We start from the raw sequence: 21,021 nt of genomic DNA, 5'->3' as shown, positions 1-21,021 counted from the left end.
CGATTTCCCCTTATGGGGAATGGCTATTGCGAGTCACTCGCATTGTCAAATCTTGTTGCGAATGATTATCACTATTGGAAGACAAGAAGTCGGCCAGGATCCAGCTGCGCAGTGCACTGGCGAGGTTTGGTGGGTCCTCGGCGACGATCCGCAACGCGTCGATCTGCGCGATCAGGGCGTTGAGCGGGAGCGCGCGCAGCGCCGCTGCTGCTTCGAGCGTCTGCCAGAAGATCGGTTCGAGGCTGATCGACGTGGCATGGCCCGCGATCGTCACCGAGCGTTTGACGGGGCCGATGAAACCGCCAGCGGGTGGAAAGACGAGCATGAGGCGTCATAGCATGGCGCGGGGGATGCGACAGCCACGGCTCCGGCCGGTAAAGCGTGGCGTGAAGCGCAGCCTTGCCGCCGCGAACGTTTCGTCGCAGGTTCAAGCAGAACCGCTTGGATACAGGAAATCGGATGACGAGAAAAACGGCGCTTTCAGCTGCTTGGCCGATATTTCTTGCTTTGCTCGCCGCGCAATTATGGGCCGCCCACGCCCTGGTCTTCTTCACGCATGAATACGCACATGCCTTCACCGCATGGCTGCTCGGCTGGAAGACCAACCCGCTGGACCTCAATTACGCGCGTCCGACGCTGATCGTCCTGCTGCTGCAGTTCGGCATCGATCAGAATGTCAACGAGGTGCCGATCTTCGCGAGCGGACACGGGATCGACGCAGCGATCATCGCTGCGGCGGGGGCGCTCTTCGGCAACGGCTTGATCGCGCTTCCGCTAAGCCGTCTCGGCTACCGCGTCGCACTTAAATACGGTCGCTCGGGCTGGGCGCTGTTCGCATATTGGTGCACCGTCGCCAGCGTCGGCAATTTCCTCGATTATGTGCCGATCCGTACCTTCACGCTCGAGGGCGACATGGGCTCGGTCGAGCGTGGCTTCGGCTGGTCGCCATGGGTAGTTCTGATCATTTTTGGCTTACCTACTCTCGCAGCGCTGGTGTGGCTTTTCTTGCGCGTCGTTCCCCAGACCCTCCGCCAGTTGTTTCCGGCAAGCCTTTCCAAGCAGGCGCTGGTCGCAGTGGTGACGGTGGGCGTTATGTTCGGCTTTTTCGGCGCGGTCGGACTGTTGGAAGGTGGCCCCGTCGCGCACCGCCTGTCGATGCTCTCGGTTTCGGTCGTACTGCCGCTGGCGATCGTCGCCGCGCTGTTCGGCGTCTATCGCTTACCCGTCCGGTCGGGCGCAGCCGCAACGCTGCGATGAAGCGTTGGAGCGCGGCGCGTATTCAGCGCCGAGCGTTGGATGCAGGCTCTTGCATTACGGCGTATCGAACAGCGCCGCCAATTGCTCGATGATCGTGCCCCCCAACTGCTCGGCATCCATGATCGTCACCGCGCGCGCATAATAGCGCGTCACGTCGTGCCCGATCCCGATCGCCGCCAGCTCGACCGGCGACTTCGCCTCGATCCAGCCGATTACCTGCCGCAGATGCCGCTCGAGATACGACCCCGAATTGACTGACAGCGTCGAATCGTCGACCGGCGCGCCGTCCGAGATGACCATCAGGATCTTGCGCTCCTCGGGCCGCGCGATCAGCCGCGAATGCGCCCAGAGCAACGCCTCGCCGTCGATATTCTCCTTGAGCAGCCCCTCGCGCATCATCAGCCCGAGCGACGGGCGCGCGCGGCGCCACGGCTCGTCGGCCTTCTTGTAGACGATGTGGCGCACGTCGTTGAGCCGCCCCGGCTGCGGCGGACGCCCCGCCGCGAGCCACGTCTCGCGGCTCTGCCCGCCCTTCCAGGCGCGCGTGGTGAAGCCGAGGATCTCGGTCTTGACGCCGCAGCGCTCGAGTGTGCGCGCGAGGATGTCGGCGCTGATCGCCGCGATCGAGATCGGGCGGCCGCGCATCGACCCGGAATTGTCGATCAGCAACGTCACCACCGTATCGCGGAAATCGGTCTCGCGCTCGATCTTGTAGCTCAGCGACAGCGTCGGGTTGACGATGATCCGCGCGAGCCGTGCGGCGTCGAGGATGCCCTCCTCCTGGTCGAAGTCCCAGCTGCGGTTCTGCTGCGCCATCAGCCGGCGCTGGAGCCGGTTGGCGAGCTTGGTCACCGCGCCCTGCAGATGGACGAGCTGCTGGTCGAGATACGAGCGCAGCCGCTGGAGCTCGTCGGCGTCGCACAGGTCGGTCGCCGCGATCACCTCGTCATAGGCATTGGTCCACGCCTTGTACTCGAACTGCGACGAGGGGTCGGACAGCGGGCGGTTGGGGCGAACGGGGAGCATCCCCTCCTCGCCTTCGTCGCCGGGCTCGCCGTCCATGTCGTCGAACGAATCGTCGCCTTGCTCGGTGCCCTCGCCTTCCTCGCTATCGGCTTCGGTCTCCGAGCCGCGCGCCTCGATTTCGCCCTGGCCCTGCTCGCCTTCGTCCTCGCCCTCGTCGCCTTGGTCGTCCTGCTGTTCCTCGGCGCCCTCTTCCTCCGAACCGCCTTCGTCGGCTTCGTCGGGGATCATGTCGCCTTCGATCAGCTCGAGATCCTCGAGCAGCTTGGTCGCAAGGCCCGCAAAGGCGCGCTGGTCGTCGATCGCGAGGCCGAGCGCATCGAGATCGCGCCCCGCCTTCTGCTCGATCCAGTCGCGCACCAGGTCGAGCCCGGCGACCGTCCCCTCGGGCGGCGCAGCGCCGGTCAGCCGCTCGCGCACCAGCAGCGCGAGCGCGGTCGACAGCGGCACTTCGTCGCGGTTGCGGGCGCGCGTGATCGGATCGGCGCGCAGCCGCGTTTCGAGCGCAACGTCGAGATTGGCGGTGATCCCGGCATAGCCGCGGCTCCCCAGCGCCTCGACCCGCGCAGTCTCGACCGCGTCGAACACCGCGCGCGCCACCGCCTCGCCGGGCGCGGTCTTGGCGTGGAGCGCGATATCGTGGTGTCGCAGCCGCAGCGCGAAGCCGTCGGCGAAGCCGCGCGCCTCGGCGACCTGCTCGGGCGGGAGCGTGCGCGCGGGCATCGGCACCTTGATATGCTTGCCGCTTTGCGCGGGGGCGTCGGCGGTAAAGGCGAGCTCGATTTCGGGCTCGTGCGCCACCGCGCGCGCGGTGCCGCCGAGCACGGCCTTGAAGCGATCGAGCGGGGTATCAGTGGCCACGGAGCACCTCCGACACGATGGTGCGCCCGCAGGCATAGGAAGCAGAGCGATAGATCATCCGCCCCTGCTATCAGATGAGGGCGTTGCGGAAAGCCGCAATCTTGGGCCCCGCACCACGCACCGGGGGTTTGGCGCGACGAAACCTCACACTTTGACGATGCCGCGCTCGATCAGGCTGTGCGCGGTATCGAGGATCGTCGTGGGCACGTCGCGTGTCTGCCAGCCGAGCCGTGCGAGCGCATGCCCCGAATCGACCGCGCGCGTGCGGCCGAGTTCGCCCGTGATCTGGCGGATCGTCGAGTCGAACAGGGCGAGCAGGCGCACGACGACATCGGGAATACTACGCTTGGGGACCTTGCGTGCCTGCGGTCCAAGGCCATCGCGCAGGATTGCCGCGACGTCCTTCATCCACAGGAACGGTCCGGCGGCGATGAAGCGTTCGCCGTCGAGCCCCGGCGTCTCGAGCGCGCGGACATGCAGTTCCGCCAGATCGCGCACATCGACCACGGCGAAGCCGAGCCGCGGCGTGCCCGGCATCGACCCGTCGAGCAGGCGCTGGACGATCTGGATCGAGGTCGAGAAGTCCGCGCTGAGCAACGGCCCGAGCACCGCCGAGGGATTGACCGAGCAGAACTCCATCGCGCCGCCCTGCGCCGCGACCCAGTCGCGTGCCGCGCGCTCGGCGATCGTCTTGGACTTGATATAGGCGCCGACACCGGGCGCGGTCGGATCGGTCCAATCGGCTTCGGTATAGGCGCGTACGTCGCTGCCGTGCCCATAGGCGACCGCCGCGACCGACGAGGTCAGCACGAAGCGCGAAACGCCCGCCGCCTGCGCGAAGCGCAGCGCCCGCAGCGCGCCCTCGCGCGCCGGGACGATCAGTTCGTCATCGCTCTTGGGCGCGCCTGCCGGAAAGGGCGAGGCGACGTGGGCGACATGGCTGCACCCGGCGACCGCCTCGGCCCAGCCGGCATCGTCGAGCAGATCGGCGGCGAAAAAGGTCAGCGCTTCCTGCGTCACGCCGAGCGTCGCGCGGACCTCCGCCTCGCGCGCCAGCGAGCGCAGCGTCGTGTTGACGTGCCACCCACGCGCGACGAGGGCGCGGATCAGGAAGCCGGCGATATAGCCGCTGCCGCCGGTAACCAGGACCGTCTTCGTCATCGTGCGCTTCCCCGTACCTGCCAGCTCGAATATAGGCCGAAACGTCCTGGCCGGATAGCGACTTGACCTTGCCAACCCGCCTGCTCCCGTCGCACAGAAGCGCCGCAGGAGAGCGCGCAATGGCCGATCAGGACCTCTATCCCGTCCCCCCCGAATGGGCCGCGCACGCGCGAGTCGATGCCGCGGGCTATGAGCAGATGTACGGCCGTTCGCTCGCCGATCCCGGCAGCTTCTGGCTCGATCAGGCCAAGCGGTTAGAGTGGATCAAGCGCCCCGAGATCGCCGGCGACTGGTCGTTCGACAAGCAGGATTTCCACATCCGCTGGTTCGCCGACGGCAAGCTTAACGTCGCAGCGAATTGCCTCGACCGGCATCTCGCCAGGCGCGGCGGCGAGACGGCGTTGATCTGGGAACCCGACGAGCCCGGCGAAGAGCCGCGTCGCTTCACCTATGCCGAGCTTCATGCCGAAGTGTGCCGCTTCGCCAATGTGCTCAAAAGCCAGGGCGTGGTGAAGGGCAATCGCGTCACGATCTACATGCCGATGATCCCCGAAGCCGCGTTCGCGGTGCTCGCCTGTGCGCGGATCGGGGCGATCCATTCGGTGGTGTTCGGCGGCTTCTCGCCCGAGGCGCTCGCGGGGCGGGTCGAGGATTGCGGATCGACGATCGTCATCACCGCCGACGAAGGCCGCCGCGGTGGCAAGCGCGTGCCGCTGAAAGCCAATGTCGACGCCGCCGCGACGCACGCACCGAGCCTCGCCACCGTCATCGTCGTCCAGGCGACCGGCGGCGCGGTGACGATGCAGGCCGAGCGCGACGTCTGGTATCACGAGGCGGCCGACGGCATGGCCGCCACCTGCCCGGCCGAGCCGATGGGTGCCGAGGACCCGCTGTTCATCCTCTACACCTCGGGCAGCACCGGCCAGCCCAAGGGCGTGCTCCACACCAGCGGCGGCTATCTGCTGTGGGCGAGCCTGACGCACGAACTCGCCTTCGATTACCGCCCCGGCGACGTGTGGTGGTGCGCCGCCGATATCGGCTGGGTGACGGGGCACACCTATATTCTGTACGGCCCGCTCGCCAACGGCGCGACGACGCTGATGTTCGAGGGGCTGCCGACCTGGCCCGATGCGAGCCGGATGTGGCAGATCGTCGATCGCCACAAGGTCAATACGCTCTACACCGCGCCGACCGCGCTGCGCGCGCTGATGAAGGAAGGCGACAGCTTCGTCACCGCGACCGACCGCAGCTCGCTGAAACTGCTTGGGACGGTCGGCGAGCCGATCAACCCCGAGGCGTGGCGCTGGTACCATGACATGGTCGGCGAAGGCCGCTGCCCGATCATCGACAGCTGGTGGCAGACCGAGACCGGCGGCGCGATGATCGCGCCGCTGCCCGGCGCGACCGCGCTGAAACCCGGTTCGGCGACCAAGCCGCTGCCGGGAATCGACCCGCAATTGCTCGATCCCGAGGGCGTCGTGCTGAATGGCGCGGCGTCAGGCAATCTCGTCATCGCGCGCAGCTGGCCCGGCCAGATGCGCGGCGTGTGGGGCGACAGCGAACGCTTCTTCGAGACCTATTTCACCACCTATCCGGGGAAATACACCACCGGCGACGGCGCACGGCGCGATGCGGACGGCTATTACTGGATCACCGGCCGGGTCGACGACGTGATCAACGTGTCGGGCCACCGCATGGGGACCGCCGAGGTCGAGAGCGCGCTCGTGCTCCACCCGCATGTCGCCGAGGCGGCGGTCGTCGGGATGCCGCACGACATCAAGGGCCAGGGGATCTACGCCTATGTGACGCTCAATTCGGGGCAGGAAGCGTCCGAGGACCTGCGCAAGGAACTGATCGGCTGGGTGCGGAAAGAGATCGGCCCGATCGCCGCGCCCGACAAATTGCACTTCGCGCCGGGACTCCCCAAGACGCGCTCGGGCAAGATCATGCGCCGCATCCTGCGCAAGATCGCCGAGGGCGACGTGTCGAGTCTGGGGGATACCAGCACGCTCGCCGATCCGGCGGTGGTCGACGATCTGGTGGCGAACCGGGTGGTGTGAAGTAGGCGCGCCGCCGCCTTATCCAACGCCGCCTGCGCCGTGATCGACCTATGATCGCCGCCCGGAAGCGATTAGGCACGCGCGGATGAACACGCGCTTCCTCCTCAAGAGCTGGGCGACGCTGCGCCGTCAGTCCCGCGCGAGCGAGGTCGCGTTCATCTTCGTCGCGGTCGGCATCGGCGCGGGCGCGGGGCTGGCGAGCGCGATCATCGGCGCCTTGGCGCGGACGCTGCAGCACTGGCTGTTCGCGCTTCCCGAGACGACGCGGCTGAGCGCGGCACCGACGATCGGCTGGCCCGCGCTGCTGGCGCTGCCGCTCGGCGGCGCGCTGCTCGCGCTCTTCTCCTGGGTCAGCCGGGCGCGAAAGCGCCGGCTGGTCGACGCGGTCGAAGCCAATGCGCTCCACGGCGGCCGGATGGCGATGCCCGACAGCCTGATCATCGCCGGCCAGACCGTCCTGTCGAACGGCTTCGGCGCGTCGGTCGGGCTCGAGGCGGCCTATGCGCAGGTCGGCGGCGCGCTCGCATCGTTCGCTGGCAAGGCGCTCAACCTGCGGCGCTCGGACCTGCGCATCCTCGTCGGCGCGGGCACCGGCGCCGCGATCGCCGGTGCGTTCGGTGCGCCGCTGACCGGTGCCTTCTACGCCTTCGAGATCGTGATCGGCGCCTATACGCCCGTGTCGCTCGCGCCGGTCGTCGCCGCCGCGCTGACCGGGTCGTTCGTCGCGCAATTGTGCGGCGCGCAGCCCTATCTCATCCAGGAAGTGTCGGGCACGCCGGTCGAGACGCACCATTACCTGATCTATGCCGGGCTCGCCGTGATCTGCGCGCTGCTCGGGATCGCGCTGATGCGCGCGGTCGCGCTGGTCGAGGCGGGCACGCGGCGCGTGCGCCTGCCGAGCTGGGCGCGGCCGGCGGTGGGGGGCGCGTTGCTCGTGCCGCTCGCTTTGATCTCGCCGCAGGCGCTGTCGGCCGGGCACGGCGCGCTGCATGCCGATCTGATGGTGGGCACGTCGCTCGGCTTCATCGCGCTGATCCTCGCGCTCAAGAGCGCGGCGTCGATCCTCTCGCTCGGCTTCGGCTTTCGCGGCGGCCTGTTCTTCGCCTCGCTGTTTCTCGGCACGCTGACTGGGCATCTGTTCGCAGGGTTGCTCGAACTGGCGCTCGGCTATCCCGTGATCGATGCCTCGAACGCGGCGATGGTCGGGATGGCCGCGCTCGCGGTCGCGGTGATCGGCGGGCCGTTCACCATGGCGATGCTGGTGCTCGAGGCGACGCGCAACTGGTCGCTGACCGGCGCGGTGCTCGCCGCCTCGCTCGTCGCCTCGACGCTGGTGCGCGAGCTGTTCGGCTATTCCTTCTCGACCTGGCGGCTTCACTTGCGCGGCGAGACGATCAAGAGCGCGCGCGACATCGGCTGGGTGCGTTCGCTGACCGCGGGGCGGATGATGCGGCGCGAGACGAGCAAGACGCAGGCCGACCTGACGATCGGCGAGTTCCGCCACCGCTTTCCGCTGGGCGCGACGAGCCGCGTCGTGCTGGTCGACCCGGCCGGGCATTATGCCGGCATCGCGCAGACCGCCACCGCCTATGCCGAGGGGCTCGATCCCGCGAAGGCGGTCGCGACGCTCGCGGTGAACAGCGATGCCGCGCTGACCCCCGAGATGGACATCCTCGCGATCATGAAGCGCTTCGATGCCTCGGGTGCCGACGAACTCGCAGTTTTGGACGAGGACCGCGCGGTGCTGGGCTTGCTCTCCGAGGCGTTCGTCCGCCGGCGCTATGGCGAGGAACTGGACAAGAGCCAGCGCGAGCTGTTCGGCGAAAGCTGAGGTCGTTCGCGACGCCGATGCGATCGATTGGCATGGGTATCCGATTGAACCGTACCGAAATCCCCCCTGGCGCGTTGGACCGCACGATGAACCCACAATGGCAACGGGATGGCGGACCGGCGCATGCGAAATACGCCTGTCGGGGAATGACGCGGTGACGACACAACAGATTCTGTCCTTCGCGATCATCGGCGGCGCGATCCTGTGCTTTGCCTGGGGGCGTTTCCGCTACGATCTGGTCTCGCTGGTGGCGTTGCTGATCGGCCTCCTCGTCGGCGTCGTCCCGGCCAAGACGGCGTTCAGCGGCTTTACCAGCGACGTCGTGATCATCATCGCCTCCGCGCTGGTGGTCAGCGCCGGGATCGCGCGGTCGGGGGTGATCGAATGGGCGATCCGCCCGCTTACCGCGCGGCTCACGCGGCCGCGCTCGCAAGTGCCGGTGATGGCGGGCGCGACGGCGCTGCTGTCGATCTTCACCAAGAATGTCGGCGCGCTCGCGATCCTGATGCCGGTCGCGCTGCGCATGGGGCGCGAGAAGGAGTCGTCGCCGACCTCGCTGCTGATGCCGATGTCGTTCCTGTCGCTGCTCGGCGGGCTGGTGACGCTGGTCGGCACCTCGACCAACATCATCGTCAGTCAGGTGCGCGAGCAAACGCTCGGCCGGCCCTTCCAGATGTTCGATTTCGCGCCGGTCGGCCTGGTGCTCACGCTGTTCGGGCTGGTGTTCGTCAGCTTCGGCTGGCGGCTGCTGCCGCGCGATCGGCAAGGTCGCGCGGCGCTCGGCGAAGTAACGGCGGCCGCGCCCTACACCACCGAGGCGCGGATCGCAGACCCGCTGCCCGCCGCGCTCGCGACGATCGCCGACCTCAAGCTCGACGACGACGGCGTCAAGCCGCTCGCGCTGATCCTGGCCGACGGCACGCGGCAGCCGGCGACGCCCGACCTCTCGCTCACCGCCGGCGCGACGCTGATGCTCGAGGGCGACGACGCGGCGCTCGACCGCGCGCTCGCACGTCTGCCGCTGACTTCGGAGCGCGACAAGGCGGCGCTCGCCAAGGAAACCCCGGCCGAGGAAACGCGCACGATCGAGGCGGTGATCCAGCCCGATTCGCGACTAATCGGCCAGACCGCCGAACGCACGCGAATGCAGGAACGCTACGGCGTCCAACTGCTCGGCATCGCGCGCAACCGCGAGCAGATCACCGAACGCATGCGCGACGTCCGGCTGCGCGCAGGCGACATGCTGGTGCTGCGCGCCGGCGAGGCCGCCCTGCCCGATACGATGGGCGACCTCGGCCTGCTCCCGCTCGCCGAGCGCGCGGTGCGGATGGGCGATCAGCGCGGGCGCTGGCTGCCGGTGCTGATCCTCGGCGTCGCGATGGTCCTGCTCGCCTTGCGCGTCGTGCCGGTCGCGACCGCCTTTTTCGGCGCGGCGGTGATGATGGTCGTGGTCGGCGCGCTGTCGATGCGCGAGGCGATCGACTCGCTCGAGCCCGAGGTGCTGATCCTGATCGGCGCGCTGACCCCGCTCAGCGAAGCGGTGCGCGCGACCGGCGGCACCGACCTCGTCGCGCATCTGCTCGTCGGCCAGCTGCACGGCCTCGCGCCGCTGCTCGCGCTCGGCGCGATCATGCTCGTCGCGATGGCCTGTTCGCCTTTCCTCCACAACGCGCCGACCGTGCTTGTGCTTGGTCCGATCGCGGTCAGCGTCGCCAAGGGACTCGGCCTAGGACCCGATGCGTTCCTGATGGCGGTAGCGACCGGCGCCGGGTGCGATTTCCTCACCCCGATCGGGCATCAGTGCAACACGCTGGTGATGGGGCCGGGCGGGTATCGCTTCGGCGATTATTGGCGGCTCGGCCTGCCTTTGTCGTTCCTCGTCATAATCGTCGGGACGCCGATGATCGCCTGGGTGTGGCATCTCGGCGTGTAAGGGAGCATCGGACAGCGGCCCGAGGGCGGCGCGCTTAGCCTTGCAGCGCCGCGATCGCGTCGCACAGGATCGAGATGTGATCATGCCAGGTCGGCGGATGCCAGCCGCGCATCCGCTCGAGCTGGGCGTGATACATCGGCCCGCCGCGCGCATGGTCGAGGATGCACGCCTCCCAGCCAAGGCCATCGAGCGGATCGAGAAAATCGGGCGCGGCGCCGCCGGCTTCGTGCAACGCCGGCAGATCGCTGCAGATCACGGGCGTGCCGACCGACAGCGCCTCCGCCACCGGCATGCCATAGCCTTCGGCGAACGACGGCAGCAGCAGCGCGCGCGCGCCGCGCAGCAGCGCATGCATCCGCGCGTCCGAACAGCCGTTGAGTTCCTCGACATGATCTTTCAGCCCGGGGCAGCGCTCGAGCATGTCGACGACCTGTTCATTCTCCCACCCGCGGCGCCCGACGATGACCAGTCGCGGGATCGCGGCCGGGTCCATCTGCTGCGCCATCGCGCGCCACAGATTGAGCAGCAGCAGATGGTTCTTGCGCGGCTCGATCGTGCCGAGACAGAGGAAATAGGGGCGTTCCGCCGTCGATGGCGGCGGGGACGGGGACGGCGCCCCACGCGGAATATTCTCGGTGCCGAGCAAGGCGACGCGCACATCGATCGACCGGCCCGACGCCGCGATCCACGGCGTGAGCGACTTGGCGGTCGATACCGAGTTGACGATCACGCCGTCGGCGAAACGCGTGATCGTCTCGACGCGGCGCTGGTGTAGCCGCGCGCCGTCGGGCCGGGCATATTCGGGATATTCGATCGGGATGAGATCGTGCACGAAGCACAAGAAGCGCGCCTGCTCGTGCGCCAGGATCCGCCCGACCAGATCGGGCTTGGTCAGATGATGCGGCGACGACTGGACATAGACACTGTTCGGCCCCGGCCGCGGCCGCGTCGGCAGGAGGTTGAGCAGCGTCGGCAGCACCTCGGACAGCGGGCGCGCCGCGCCCTTCCCCTCGACGCTCGCCCAGCGCGCCTCGGTCACGTCGAGAAAGGCGAGCGTCCGCGCACGCGACAAGCGGCCGTAATTGCCGAACGGATGCACCGCGGCAAAACCCAGCCGTTCGCCAAGCCGCGCCTGGAGGCCGCGCGCATACGCCATCTCGACGCGATCGACCCCCGACGGCGTCTGATGCCGGGCGCGCGACAGGAGCCGCGAGACGTCGAGAATGACTTCTCCGGCGCTCATAGCCAGCCCATCGTCAACCGTCCCTGCACTTGCTTCATCTTCGTGACCCAAGCCAATCGGTTGGTCGCATTGCCGCTCGCCATGCGCGCAATCAGCACCTCGGGCGGACAGGGCAATCCCGTCACCGGATCGAGATAGCGTGGATAAACAATCAATACCGCGGCAACGAGTTCCGCGACGCTCAGCCGCCGCCGCCGCCGCCCGGGGGTCGGCGCGAGGTCGCGGGTGAGACCCCAGCCGGCATAGAAGGGCACGCCGTGGCAGGTCACGGCGCGGCCGCGCAGCAGCGCCTCGAACCCGGTGAGCGAGGTCAGGATATGGACCGCATCGACCAGATCAAGCAGCCGCGCCATCGTGCCGCCGCGGACGATCCGGTCGGCATGGCGCAGCGCATCGTCATCGCGCACCGCGCCCTTGCGATGCCCGGCGTCGACATCGGGGTGCGGGCGGAACCAGATCTCGGCGTCGGGCTCGAGTGCGCGCGCGCGACGCAACACTTCCAGATTGCTCGTCACCCCGCCCCCGCCGAGCAGCACCGATTGATCGTCCTCGACCTGCCCCGCAACGAGCACCAGCCGTTTGCCCGCGACACGCTCGGGGAAGGCGAAGGCCGCGTCGCCGCCATATTTGCTGATCCCGGCGGCGCGGATCGTCGCGCACAGCCGTTCGGCGCGGACGAGCAAGTCCGGCGGAAACGCCGCCTCGGCGAGCAGTACCTCGAGGTCGCTCGGTCGGCTCGGATCGTAATGGATGCCGCGTCGGTCGACCGCGATCGACGAGGGCGGGACGAGATTGCTGCCAAGCCCGACCGAGCGCACGAAGCCGTCCTCGACGCGGACGAGCGCGACCCCGCGGGCGGCCGCGGCGGCGGCCAATCCGGCCGAAACGCGCGACGGCCACACCGCGATCGCCCCGCCCGCCCGCGCGGCATAGGCGATCGCGCGCCGCTCGGACCGGAAGAAGCGCAGCGGATGCGCCGGGGTCCACAGGAAGCGCGCGATCTCGTCGCGCTTCCACCAGCTGAAGCCACACGCCGCGACGAGTCCGTCGTTCATCGCGAAGCTTGCGCGCAAGCCGCCGAGCCATGCGATCATCACGGCGCGATCGGCGGATTGCCCGGTGAAGGGATCGCGATAGGCGTTGCGCGCAAGATCGCTTGCAGCGCGCGCTTCGAGCGTCGCGGCGGCATCGCCGGGCGTGCCGAAGCGGCCGGGCGAAAGCAACTGCACCGAACACCCGACGATCGCGGCCAAGGCGACCCACTCGTCGTCGCCATGCGCGATCAGGTGCGTCGCGTCCTCGAGCACCGACCAGGGATCGACTTCGCCATCGGCGATCCGCGACGCGTCGATCCGTCGGCGCACCGCAGCGTCGCGCGCCAGGCGCGCCGGCATCTGCCACACCGCGCCTGCGACGCGCTCGGGCGGAACCTCGTCGATGTCCGCGCTCGTCCGGATGCGGACGATCGTCGCGGCGTCGCGGATCGCGCTCGGCGGCGCCCAGAATGCCCCGCCCACGCGCGCCGCGCGGATCGCGGCGAACAGCGCTGCGCTCGTTTCCGGCGCGATCGCGCGATCGCTGGGCTCGGCGGTGCTGTCCATAACCGCCGCAGCAGCGCCCGGAAATGCCGGAAAACGAAGCAAGGGAAGGCGCATCGCGTGGCTCTCCAGCAATCTCCCCCGCGATGCAAGTGCCCGTGCGACCGGGCGAAAGCTCACGCGCGACGGTTCCAGTCGCGCAGGCGCAGGCATCCGTCCGCGCGAACGATCGTGCCAAAGCTGCCGGTCCGCAGCTTGAGCGTCGGGAGCGCCGCCGCCTGCGCGCGCAGCCCCGGATCCGACAGCAAGGCGAAGCGCGCCGCGCCGTTGCTCGTGACGAGGACGATATTGCCCGCGTCCGACGCCCAAAGCGCGCGCCAGCCCGCCAGGCGCCGATCGGCATCGACGCTCCAGCCATCGGGCGCATGCGCGTCCCGATCCCAGGCCGCGATCGCGTCCGCACCGATCCGCGCGATCACCGCGCTTTCGGGCATATCTTCATCGGGACCATGGTCGATCTCGTTCAGCCAATCGGCCGTCTCGACCGGCGGCGGGGCGGAGTGCGCGGCAAGGATCAGCGCCAGCGTCTCGCGGCTGCGCGTCAGCGGCGCGGTCAGTGCGCGATCGAACACCTGCCCCGAACCCGCGAGGACCCTGCCGAGCGACTCGGCCTGTTCCCGTCCGCTTGCGACCAGCGGCAGATCGGTCCGCGCGCCGATCCGGCGCGGCGTGTCACCGGGGGCGAACGTATCGCCATGCCGCACGATCGTGACGCTCAGCGCCATGTGCGCTCGGGTTCGCCGAACTGCGCGATCAGCCGCTCGGCCATCACGACATCGGCCGGCGTGTCGATCCCAGACATGGCGTGGCGCGGCGGCGCGACTTCGACCGTGCGGATCTCGACCCCCGATTCGAGGAAGCGCAACTGCTCGAGCCCCTCGAACTGCTCGTACGGCGTCGGCGGCGTCGCTTCGAACGCGCGCAGCGCTTCGAAGCGATAGGCGTAGAGCCCGATATGGCGGAACACCGGCGACAACGCCTCGGTCTCGCGCAGCCGTGCCTCGTCGCGGATCGCGGGGAGAACCGCCTTGGAGAACCACAAAGCCCGGCCCGTCGCATCGCGTACGCAGGTCGTCCCACTGAACGGCGAGGTCGTCTTGTGCGCGCGCATCGCATCGAGCGCGGCCCAGTCGAGTCGCACCACCGGCGTCGCCACCGCGCTGGCCGAGTCGCGCAACGCGCCGATCAGCGCGGCGACCATCGCGGGATCGACGAACGGCGCATCGCCCTGGAGGTTGACGACGATCGCCGGCGCCCGGTCGCGCGCCGCCGCCCAGGCACGGCCCGAGCCCGAGGTGATCGCGCCGTCGGTCAGCACCGCGTCGCAACCGAGCGCGCGCGCATGATCGAGGATCCGCGCATCGTCGGTCGCGACGACCACATCGACCTGCCCTGCCCTGCGCGCGCCTTCGCGCGCCACCGCGACGACGCGCGACAGCAGCGTCTGCCCCGCGATCGCGATCAGCGGCTTGCCCGGCAGGCGTTGCGAGCCGAACCGCGCGGGGACAACGATCAGATCGGGCATTGCGGGTCTCAGGCGACGCCCGCGCGCAGGATGTCGTGCAGGTGGATCAGCCCGACGAGCTTCTCGCCGCTGACGACGAACAGCACCGAGACCGCTTTCTCGTTGAGGATGCGCAGCGCGTCCGACGCGAGGATCTCGGGTCCGACGGTGATCGGCTTGGGCGTCATATGGTCGCGGATATCGGCCTGCATGTGATCGCCGCTGACCGCGCGTCGCAGATCGCCGTCGGTGAAGACGCCGAGCAGCCGCCCGTCCTCGTCGACCACCGCGGTGCAGCCGCAGCGCTTGCGGCTCATTTCGATCGTCGCCTCGATCAGGCTCGCGCCGACCTTGACCACCGGGATGTCGTCGCCCTTCGCCATCAGCTGTGCCGCGGTCGCGAGGCGCGCGCCAAGCCTGCCGCCGGGATGGAACGCAAGAAAGTCCGAGCGCGTGAAACCACGTCGCTCGATCAGCGCGACCGCGAGCGCATCGCCGAGCACGACCTGGACCGTGGTCGACGAGGTCGGCGCGAGCTCGTTGGGGCAGGCCTCGCGCACTTGCGGCAAGGTCAGGCAGAGATCGGCGGCGCGGCCCGCGGTGCTCTCGGGATGCGCGGTCGCGACGATCAGCCGGACGCCGAATCGCCGGCAATAGGCGATGATGTCGCCAAGCTCGGTGGTCTCGCCCGACCAGCTCAGCGCGAATACGATGTCCTCGCGGCCGATCATGCCGAGGTCGCCATGGCTCGCCTCGCTGGGATGGAGGAAGAGCGAAGGCGTGCCCGTCGAGCGCATCGTCGCGGCGATCTTGCGCGCGACGATCCCGCTCTTGCCCATGCCCGTCACGACGAGCCGCCCCGAATTTGCGGCGATCATGTCGATCGCCTCGAGGAATCGGTCGCGCAGCGGGGCCTCGTTGAACGCGAGCGACAGCGCCTGAAGCGCCGCCATCTGGATTCGCGTGGTGCGCAGCGCCGACAGCAAACCAGGATGTTGCGAGCTGCTGGCTGCGATTGCCTTCATAAAAACCCCTTAGGCCCGGCCTTTACCGCCGGCGTGGATGCCATACACGGTATCCAATTGACTTCCGGCGCCGCTGCAGCGCAGGTCGCTTATAGTCGCCCCCTTACGCAAAAAGCCAGAGGGGCAAAACTACCAGAGAGAGCGTGAGCATGCAGCTGTGCGGACACAAGATCGGTCCTGACGAGCGGATATTCTTCATCGCCGGCCCCTGCGTGATCGAGAGCGAGTCGCACGCGCTGGACGTCGCAACGCGGCTCCGCGCGATCGCCGACCGGCTCGGTGTGTTGCTGATCTACAAGAGCTCGTTCGACAAGGCGAACCGCAGTTCGGGAACGTCGTTCCGCGGCCCCGGGATCGAGGAGGGTTTGCGCATCCTCGAGAAGGTCCGCGCCGAGACCGGCCTTGCGGTGCTGACCGACGTGCATACCGAGGACCAGGTCAAGACGGTCGCCGAGGTCGTCGACGTGCTGCAGACCCCCGCCTTCCTGGCGCGCCAGACCGATTTCATCGCCGCGGTGGCGGCGTGCGGCAAGCCGGTCAACATCAAGAAGGCGCAATTCATGGCGCCCGGCGACATGACCAACGTCGTCGCCAAGGCGCGCGCCGCGGCGACCAAGGCGGGCGTATCGGACGGCAACATCATGGTGTGCGAGCGCGGCGCGAGCTTCGGCTACAACAACCTCGTCTCCGACATGCGCAGCCTGCCGATCCTCGCCCAGACCGGCTGCCCGGTGGTGTTCGACGCGACGCATTCGGTGCAATTGCCCGGCGGCCAGGGCGACCGCTCGGGCGGTCAGCGCGAGTTCGTGCCCGTGCTCGCGCGCGCGGCGGTCGCGGCGGGGGTGGCGGGGCTGTTCCTCGAGACGCATCCCGACCCCGATCAGGCGCTGTCCGACGGACCGAACAGCTGGCCGCTCGACCAGCTCGAGCCGCTGCTCAAGCGGCTGGTGGCGATTGACGCGGTGGTCAAACAGTCTGCATAACTGGACTGGGCCACCCAAATCTGTGGGATGCCGAGCGCCGACATATCAGAGGCTATATTTATACCCCAATCGGTCTCGGCGCGGCGCGCCGACCGTTATCACGAAGAAGGGTGAGGACCTGCAAAATCCGCCGAATCAGAGTTTGTAGCCAAACTGTTTTGGCCGATAGGTCGTTGCGGTGTCCGCTAAAATTCTCGCACCCAAATTAAGTCTACTAAGCGCTTAGCGTACCAATTACATATTTTGAACTTTTAATATTTCAAAATCAGAGTTCCGTTCACCCCCCCCGAAATCACAGGTCAAATGACTAAAAGTGAGAAATCGATGATAAACAAGGGCTACGATCACGTTATTAGTTTAGGCAGTTTTTGCATGACCGCTTATCATATTCGGAGGCGATTTCCGCAATCAAAGGCCTATCCTTTTGATTGGTGGGTCACGCCTACAGTAGCCCTGCAAGATCTCTTTGAAACTCAGTTTTCAGAAATATTTATGCCTCAGAATATGAAGATTGTAAAAGAGAGCGGCAACGAGGCAGTGATGTGTCAGCGCTATGGGCTAATGCACTACCATGATTTCTACGAGGCGAAAGTTGATGATCGGTACGTACCAGTCGCAATCCGCACTAAATGTGCGGATAACATAAGTAAATATGCACATCTATTAAAGAGACTTTATTCACTGACAGGTGATGTGCTCTTTATTCGCGTCGAGTCCGGGTACGTGCAGCATTTTAATAATAATAGAGACTTTGACAAAGAGCGCCTTGACAAATTTTTTGAAGTCCTCCAAGGCTTTTTTCCTAAATGTTCAATTAATCTACTATTGCTAAATAGTCTCTCAAACTCCGATATTCCAGAAATATTCTGTGACAGACTTGATCATTATGGCGAAACTACTTGGCAGGGCAGCGTCCAGGGATGGGACGAGATGTTTGACCGCACAGGTATAACAATGAAATTAGCATGAGGGATCGTCACTTCGGGGGATCATCACTTCGGGGGACCGTCAATAGGCTCCGAACCGCACGACAATGGAAATAACGAAAACGCGACCTAAGCTGGATTCCGCCGCACATCGTAACGATCTCGTTGGCGCTGCCTCGAAACCAATGGCTTGGCGCCGCACGCGAAAAAACGTCCGCATACCCCGGGCAAGCAGCGAGCACTTTGATACTATGCTAGCGAAATGACGCGCCCGAAGACCGAGAAACGGGGTCCAGCGTGCGCTGAAGGCGCAACGATAAGTCTGGAGTCGGCACTCGCGTGCAGAACCGATGGCTTAAAGGGATGCCGCCCCGGCGTATTAGCGCCGCGCGAACTCGCCGCCGCTGCGCCATCACCGAGAATTTCCACAGTTCAAATCCGCAGCACTCGGAGCAAAGATAGGCGCTTCAGCACCGCGCCACGTGAAGAGCCCAGGCGCCTGTCAGCCGCTACGGTATGCCAATCTTTTGAAGTGGCGATCGGCTCTAAATCATCTGCAAGTATCTTAAGCAAAATAGGCGCTTATTCGCCTTGCCTTCGCTTGTCGTACCGACGCCACCTTACTAGTCGTCCTGCGGTTCGGGAGGCGGCGCATAAACAATCAAGATTGACCTACAAGATACGTCATAACCGCAGAGCATCGTTGAATTACGAAGCCAGCCGAAATCCGAATTGAAATAGGGCAGAATATGTTCGTTCCAGACATAGCCATTCGCCGACTGGTTCGGTTATGCGCAAGCGTTCTTTTAGCATACACAGCCGCGTGCAGCGCCACCGCTCAATCAACGCCAACTCTGGATGATTTTTGGGCCGGAAAAGCTCATTTTGTCGAGCGCCGAACGATCGACTGGACAAAGATGCCTGGGGGAACCAGCGCGGAATCTTCAGCGTGGTTCGCGATCGATAAAGGGACTTGGTATGCTTTCAACCGAGCGCCCGTTCCGCAGCGCAGTGCCGCGTGTCCTGAGGACAACATGCAAGCCGTAGTGCGCGCGAGTTCCAATAGCGGTAAAACATGGACAGCGCCCGTAGTTGTGGCGGCGCCAGGCGACAGCAAGCGTGGTGACGGGTGTGCGATTTTGGATGGAGCCAGCGTATATGACACGTCCACCAATACTTGGCATATCTTAGCTCAATGCTTGGCGCTTCATAACGTCGGTGGTTGGGCCATGTGCCACTATAGTCGGCATGGCCGTTCGCCTCTAGGCGCTTTTTTCGCCGATCCACACAACCCTGTCGTAACGCCGGGCATGCTGTGGAGTAAGATTTGCGCGCAAGTGAAGGGAAGTTGCGACCCAACGGGCACACGATATGAAGGCACGCCGGACATAATCCGACGGACCGACGGCCGCTATGACGTCACGTTTCATGGATATGAACCCCAATCCGGCATGGGGGTCCGTGGGATTGCAATAACAAAAGATTTCAACACCTGGCAGACTATGGGGGACGGACTTCCACTCGGCCCAATGCTCGGGGTCGCAGATTGTCGCAAATGGATGCGCGGCTGCGTCGGCGTTGGTACCGCCACGACGTTGAATACCAAGAACTACAGTTACTATCTGTTCGAGGCGATGGACCGGAATCTAGGATGTACGCCCGATCAGCAATGGGCGTTCTCCATTGTGCGAGCCCCAAAAAACGTCTGGCTGCCGTCCGGGAGTTCGAAGTGGCAAATTCAGCCAGGCGCGCCGCTTATTACCCCCACGAGGATATCCAAAGGGCTTCCCTGCCCTATTCAATATGCCCGCTGGTTCACATCCTTGGGCACGACGTGGCTGATATATGAGGAGCGTCAACCCGGGACAGCACTGCTTCTGAGACGGTTGTTACAACTGATACCTGGTCCCGCCCCTGCTAGGATAGTTTTGAAGGGATAGTCTCCGCTGTAACGCACAGGTACGCGGGTCGCTACGCCAGGCCAGCACAGGCCAAAGGCGTTTGATCCCGCAGCATGATGGTACGCCTGACGAGCACGCATGGCGACAGAAGCAATGGGCCAAGTTCTATACGGCAGCACTACAACAACTAAAGCAGCCCGTCCAAGGATACAGCGAAGCGAAGGGAACCTAAGGGCGCTCGCCCGACGCGACGGAATCAGTCCGATGACAGCGCAGAAGTAGCGCAAGCGGATGCATAGCGCCGATGCCGCGATGCTAGTGAGAGCCATATCTGGGGGATGCCCCGGATACGGCGTCGCTCCGAACTACCCATATACCTCGTCTGGTGTTCGCCCGCCGAAGCGGGACTGATGCCGGTCCTGATTATAGTAGCCGATCCACAGGCTCAGGCCGGTGTGCAGTTTGGAACTGGTCTCGAAGGCGTTCGGGTAGACGCAGTCGTACTTCAGCGACCGCCAAAGCCGCTCGACGGTGGCATTGTCTATCCACCCGACACGCCCGTTCATGCTGATCGTCACGTCGGCGCCGCGCAGGACGTCGGTGAAACGGTGCTCGTAAACTGGCCTTCCCGATCCGTGTTCAAGATCGAGGGTTACCGAAGATCGTTAGTGCTTCCTTTAAGGCCGCGACGCAGAACTCCGCATCCATCGTGTTTGACAGCCGTCACGTCAGCAGCTCCCGGCTTGCCCAATCCAAGATGGCGACGCGGTAGAGAAAGCCGCGACGCATCGGCAGGTAGGTGATATCGGCGCACCAGACATGGTTCGGCCGCGTGATCTCCAGATCGCGCAGCAGGTATGGGTAAATGCGACACTTGGGAGGCGGATCGCTCTGCCGCTGCGCTGGTAGATGGGCGACAGCCCCATCCTGGCCATCAGGCCCCGTACCCGTCGACGCCCGGCAGCATGGCCCGAGCCGATGAAGGCATAGGGCCATCTGGCGGCTGCCATACCAGGGATGATCCAGAAACGAGGCGTCGATCACTGCCATCAACGCCCGCGTCGCCGCCGTCTCCGGCAGCGGCGCGTATTAGAAAGAGGATCGGCTGATCGATACCAGCCGGCACTGCAACGCGATCGACAGGGCAGCGTGCTCCCGCTCGATCATCTGCCGCCGCTTCGCGACGCTCATCGCGCGAACCCCTTCGAAAAAAATCCCGCCCGACCACCAGTCGCCCGATCTTTGCGTGCAGCTTCTCGATCTCGGTCCCGCCTGCGGCTTTGTCCGCTTTGGTCGCGCCCGAGAAGGTCGCCGCCATGCCGTCGATTGCCTGTCACTTCCACCTTGCGATCATCGTCGGGTGATGCCATGCTTGGTCGCCAACTCCGCCAGCGTCGGGACGTCCCGGATCGCCTCCCGCGCCACCTTGGCCTTTAACTCACCAATGTATCGCTCGGCACGTCGTCTTCATTCCGTCCATCCCTCGCATCAGGGATAGCTTCGCCTCCTGTCCGTAAAACCGCCTCACGTCAGACCGCTGTCGCATTCCCGAAGCGTTGCTCGAGGCGGTGCCCGACGGTCTTCACACCGCTCTCATCGAAAATGGCGGCCTTTCGCCAAATGCCACGAAACCGTGATCGATCGCCGCACGCTACCGGTTCACCGCTTCGACCAACCTTTTGCGAGCACGGAATCAAGCACCCACGGACGAAGCC

The 21,021-nt window shown here is 65.9% G+C and carries 14 protein-coding genes and 1 pseudogene; 6 read left to right on the top strand and 9 right to left on the bottom strand.

The genetic code is table 11. The annotated features are described in order from the left end of the window. Window positions 1-10: 10 nt before the first annotated feature. Complete coding sequence (locus tag RH90_RS06240; protein ID WP_010184563.1) at window positions 11-325, bottom strand: ribbon-helix-helix domain-containing protein; 315 nt, start codon at window positions 323-325, stop codon at window positions 11-13. A 134-nt stretch (window positions 326-459) separates the two neighbouring features. Between RH90_RS06240 and RH90_RS22010 the strand changes: the two genes are divergently transcribed. Beyond that, window positions 460-1,257: a hypothetical protein gene (locus RH90_RS22010; protein ID WP_157134524.1), complete on the top strand. Its 798-nt coding sequence runs from the start codon at window positions 460-462 to the stop codon at window positions 1,255-1,257. A 54-nt stretch (window positions 1,258-1,311) separates the two neighbouring features. Here RH90_RS22010 and cobT read toward each other — a convergent pair whose 3' ends face one another. Both cobT and RH90_RS06225 read right to left on the bottom strand, forming a co-directional pair. Continuing rightward, entirely contained in the window at window positions 1,312-3,141 is a 1,830-nt protein-coding gene (gene cobT, locus RH90_RS06230) for a cobaltochelatase subunit CobT (RefSeq protein ID WP_010184561.1), read from the bottom strand. 144 nt (window positions 3,142-3,285) lie between these two features. Further along, the gene (locus tag RH90_RS06225) at window positions 3,286-4,302 is read right to left on the bottom strand and encodes an NAD-dependent epimerase/dehydratase family protein (protein WP_010184559.1); all 1,017 of its coding nucleotides are present in this window, start codon (window positions 4,300-4,302) and stop codon (window positions 3,286-3,288) included. 119 nt (window positions 4,303-4,421) lie between these two features. Between RH90_RS06225 and acs the strand changes: the two genes are divergently transcribed. The 3 genes from acs (at window position 4,422) to RH90_RS06210 (ending at window position 10,126) form a co-directional block, all read left to right on the top strand. After that, window positions 4,422-6,362, top strand: coding sequence for an acetate--CoA ligase (acs, locus tag RH90_RS06220; protein WP_010184558.1), 1,941 nt, complete (start codon window positions 4,422-4,424; stop codon window positions 6,360-6,362). Between the two features lie 85 nt (window positions 6,363-6,447). Continuing rightward, window positions 6,448-8,193, top strand: a complete 1,746-nt coding sequence (locus tag RH90_RS06215) for a chloride channel protein (protein ID WP_010184557.1) — start codon at window positions 6,448-6,450, stop codon at window positions 8,191-8,193. 154 nt (window positions 8,194-8,347) lie between these two features. Then, the gene (locus tag RH90_RS06210) at window positions 8,348-10,126 is read left to right on the top strand and encodes an SLC13 family permease (protein ID WP_029625086.1); all 1,779 of its coding nucleotides are present in this window, start codon (window positions 8,348-8,350) and stop codon (window positions 10,124-10,126) included. 34 nt (window positions 10,127-10,160) lie between these two features. Here RH90_RS06210 and RH90_RS06205 read toward each other — a convergent pair whose 3' ends face one another. The 5 genes from RH90_RS06205 to RH90_RS06185 are packed head-to-tail and all read right to left on the bottom strand — an operon-like array spanning window position 10,161 to window position 15,496. Beyond that, a complete protein-coding gene (locus RH90_RS06205) occupies window positions 10,161-11,369 on the bottom strand; it encodes a glycosyltransferase family 4 protein (RefSeq protein ID WP_010184555.1) in 1,209 nt (402 codons plus the stop codon). Next, window positions 11,366-13,024, bottom strand: a complete 1,659-nt coding sequence (locus RH90_RS06200; protein WP_029625085.1) for a capsular polysaccharide export protein, LipB/KpsS family — start codon at window positions 13,022-13,024, stop codon at window positions 11,366-11,368. Before RH90_RS06200 ends, RH90_RS06205 begins: the two co-directional genes overlap by 4 nt. A gap of 59 nt (window positions 13,025-13,083) precedes the next feature. Continuing rightward, window positions 13,084-13,692, bottom strand: coding sequence for a histidine phosphatase family protein (locus tag RH90_RS06195; RefSeq protein ID WP_010184552.1), 609 nt, complete (start codon window positions 13,690-13,692; stop codon window positions 13,084-13,086). Next, window positions 13,683-14,492 carry a 3-deoxy-manno-octulosonate cytidylyltransferase gene (locus RH90_RS06190; RefSeq protein ID WP_010184551.1) on the bottom strand — a complete coding sequence of 270 codons (810 nt, stop codon included), beginning with the start codon at window positions 14,490-14,492 and terminating at the stop codon, window positions 13,683-13,685. Before RH90_RS06190 ends, RH90_RS06195 begins: the two co-directional genes overlap by 10 nt. Window positions 14,493-14,500: 8 nt before the next feature. After that, window positions 14,501-15,496, bottom strand: a complete 996-nt coding sequence (locus RH90_RS06185; RefSeq protein WP_010184550.1) for a KpsF/GutQ family sugar-phosphate isomerase — start codon at window positions 15,494-15,496, stop codon at window positions 14,501-14,503. A 149-nt stretch (window positions 15,497-15,645) separates the two neighbouring features. Here RH90_RS06185 and kdsA point away from each other — a divergent pair, with 149 nt between their 5' ends. Together kdsA and RH90_RS22490 are read left to right on the top strand one after the other, a co-directional pair. After that, on the top strand, window positions 15,646-16,479 hold the full coding sequence (gene kdsA / locus RH90_RS06180; RefSeq protein WP_010184549.1) for a 3-deoxy-8-phosphooctulonate synthase: 834 nt from the start codon (window positions 15,646-15,648) through the stop codon (window positions 16,477-16,479). A gap of 303 nt (window positions 16,480-16,782) precedes the next feature. Continuing rightward, window positions 16,783-17,448 (top strand): DUF1796 family putative cysteine peptidase, encoded by a 666-nt coding sequence (locus RH90_RS22490; RefSeq protein ID WP_081476876.1) that lies wholly within the window; start codon window positions 16,783-16,785, stop codon window positions 17,446-17,448. Between the two features lie 2,163 nt (window positions 17,449-19,611). Here the strand turns inward: RH90_RS22490 and RH90_RS22485 are convergent. Further along, window positions 19,612-20,777 (bottom strand): annotated as a pseudogene (locus RH90_RS22485) (IS3 family transposase); the annotation flags it as partial. Between the last annotated feature and the right edge of the window lie 244 nt (window positions 20,778-21,021).

Source organism: Sphingomonas sp. PAMC 26605 (assembly GCF_000241485.1).
Taxonomy (GTDB): domain Bacteria; phylum Pseudomonadota; class Alphaproteobacteria; order Sphingomonadales; family Sphingomonadaceae; genus Sphingomonas.
This window is presented reverse-complemented; position numbering and strand designations above follow the sequence as displayed.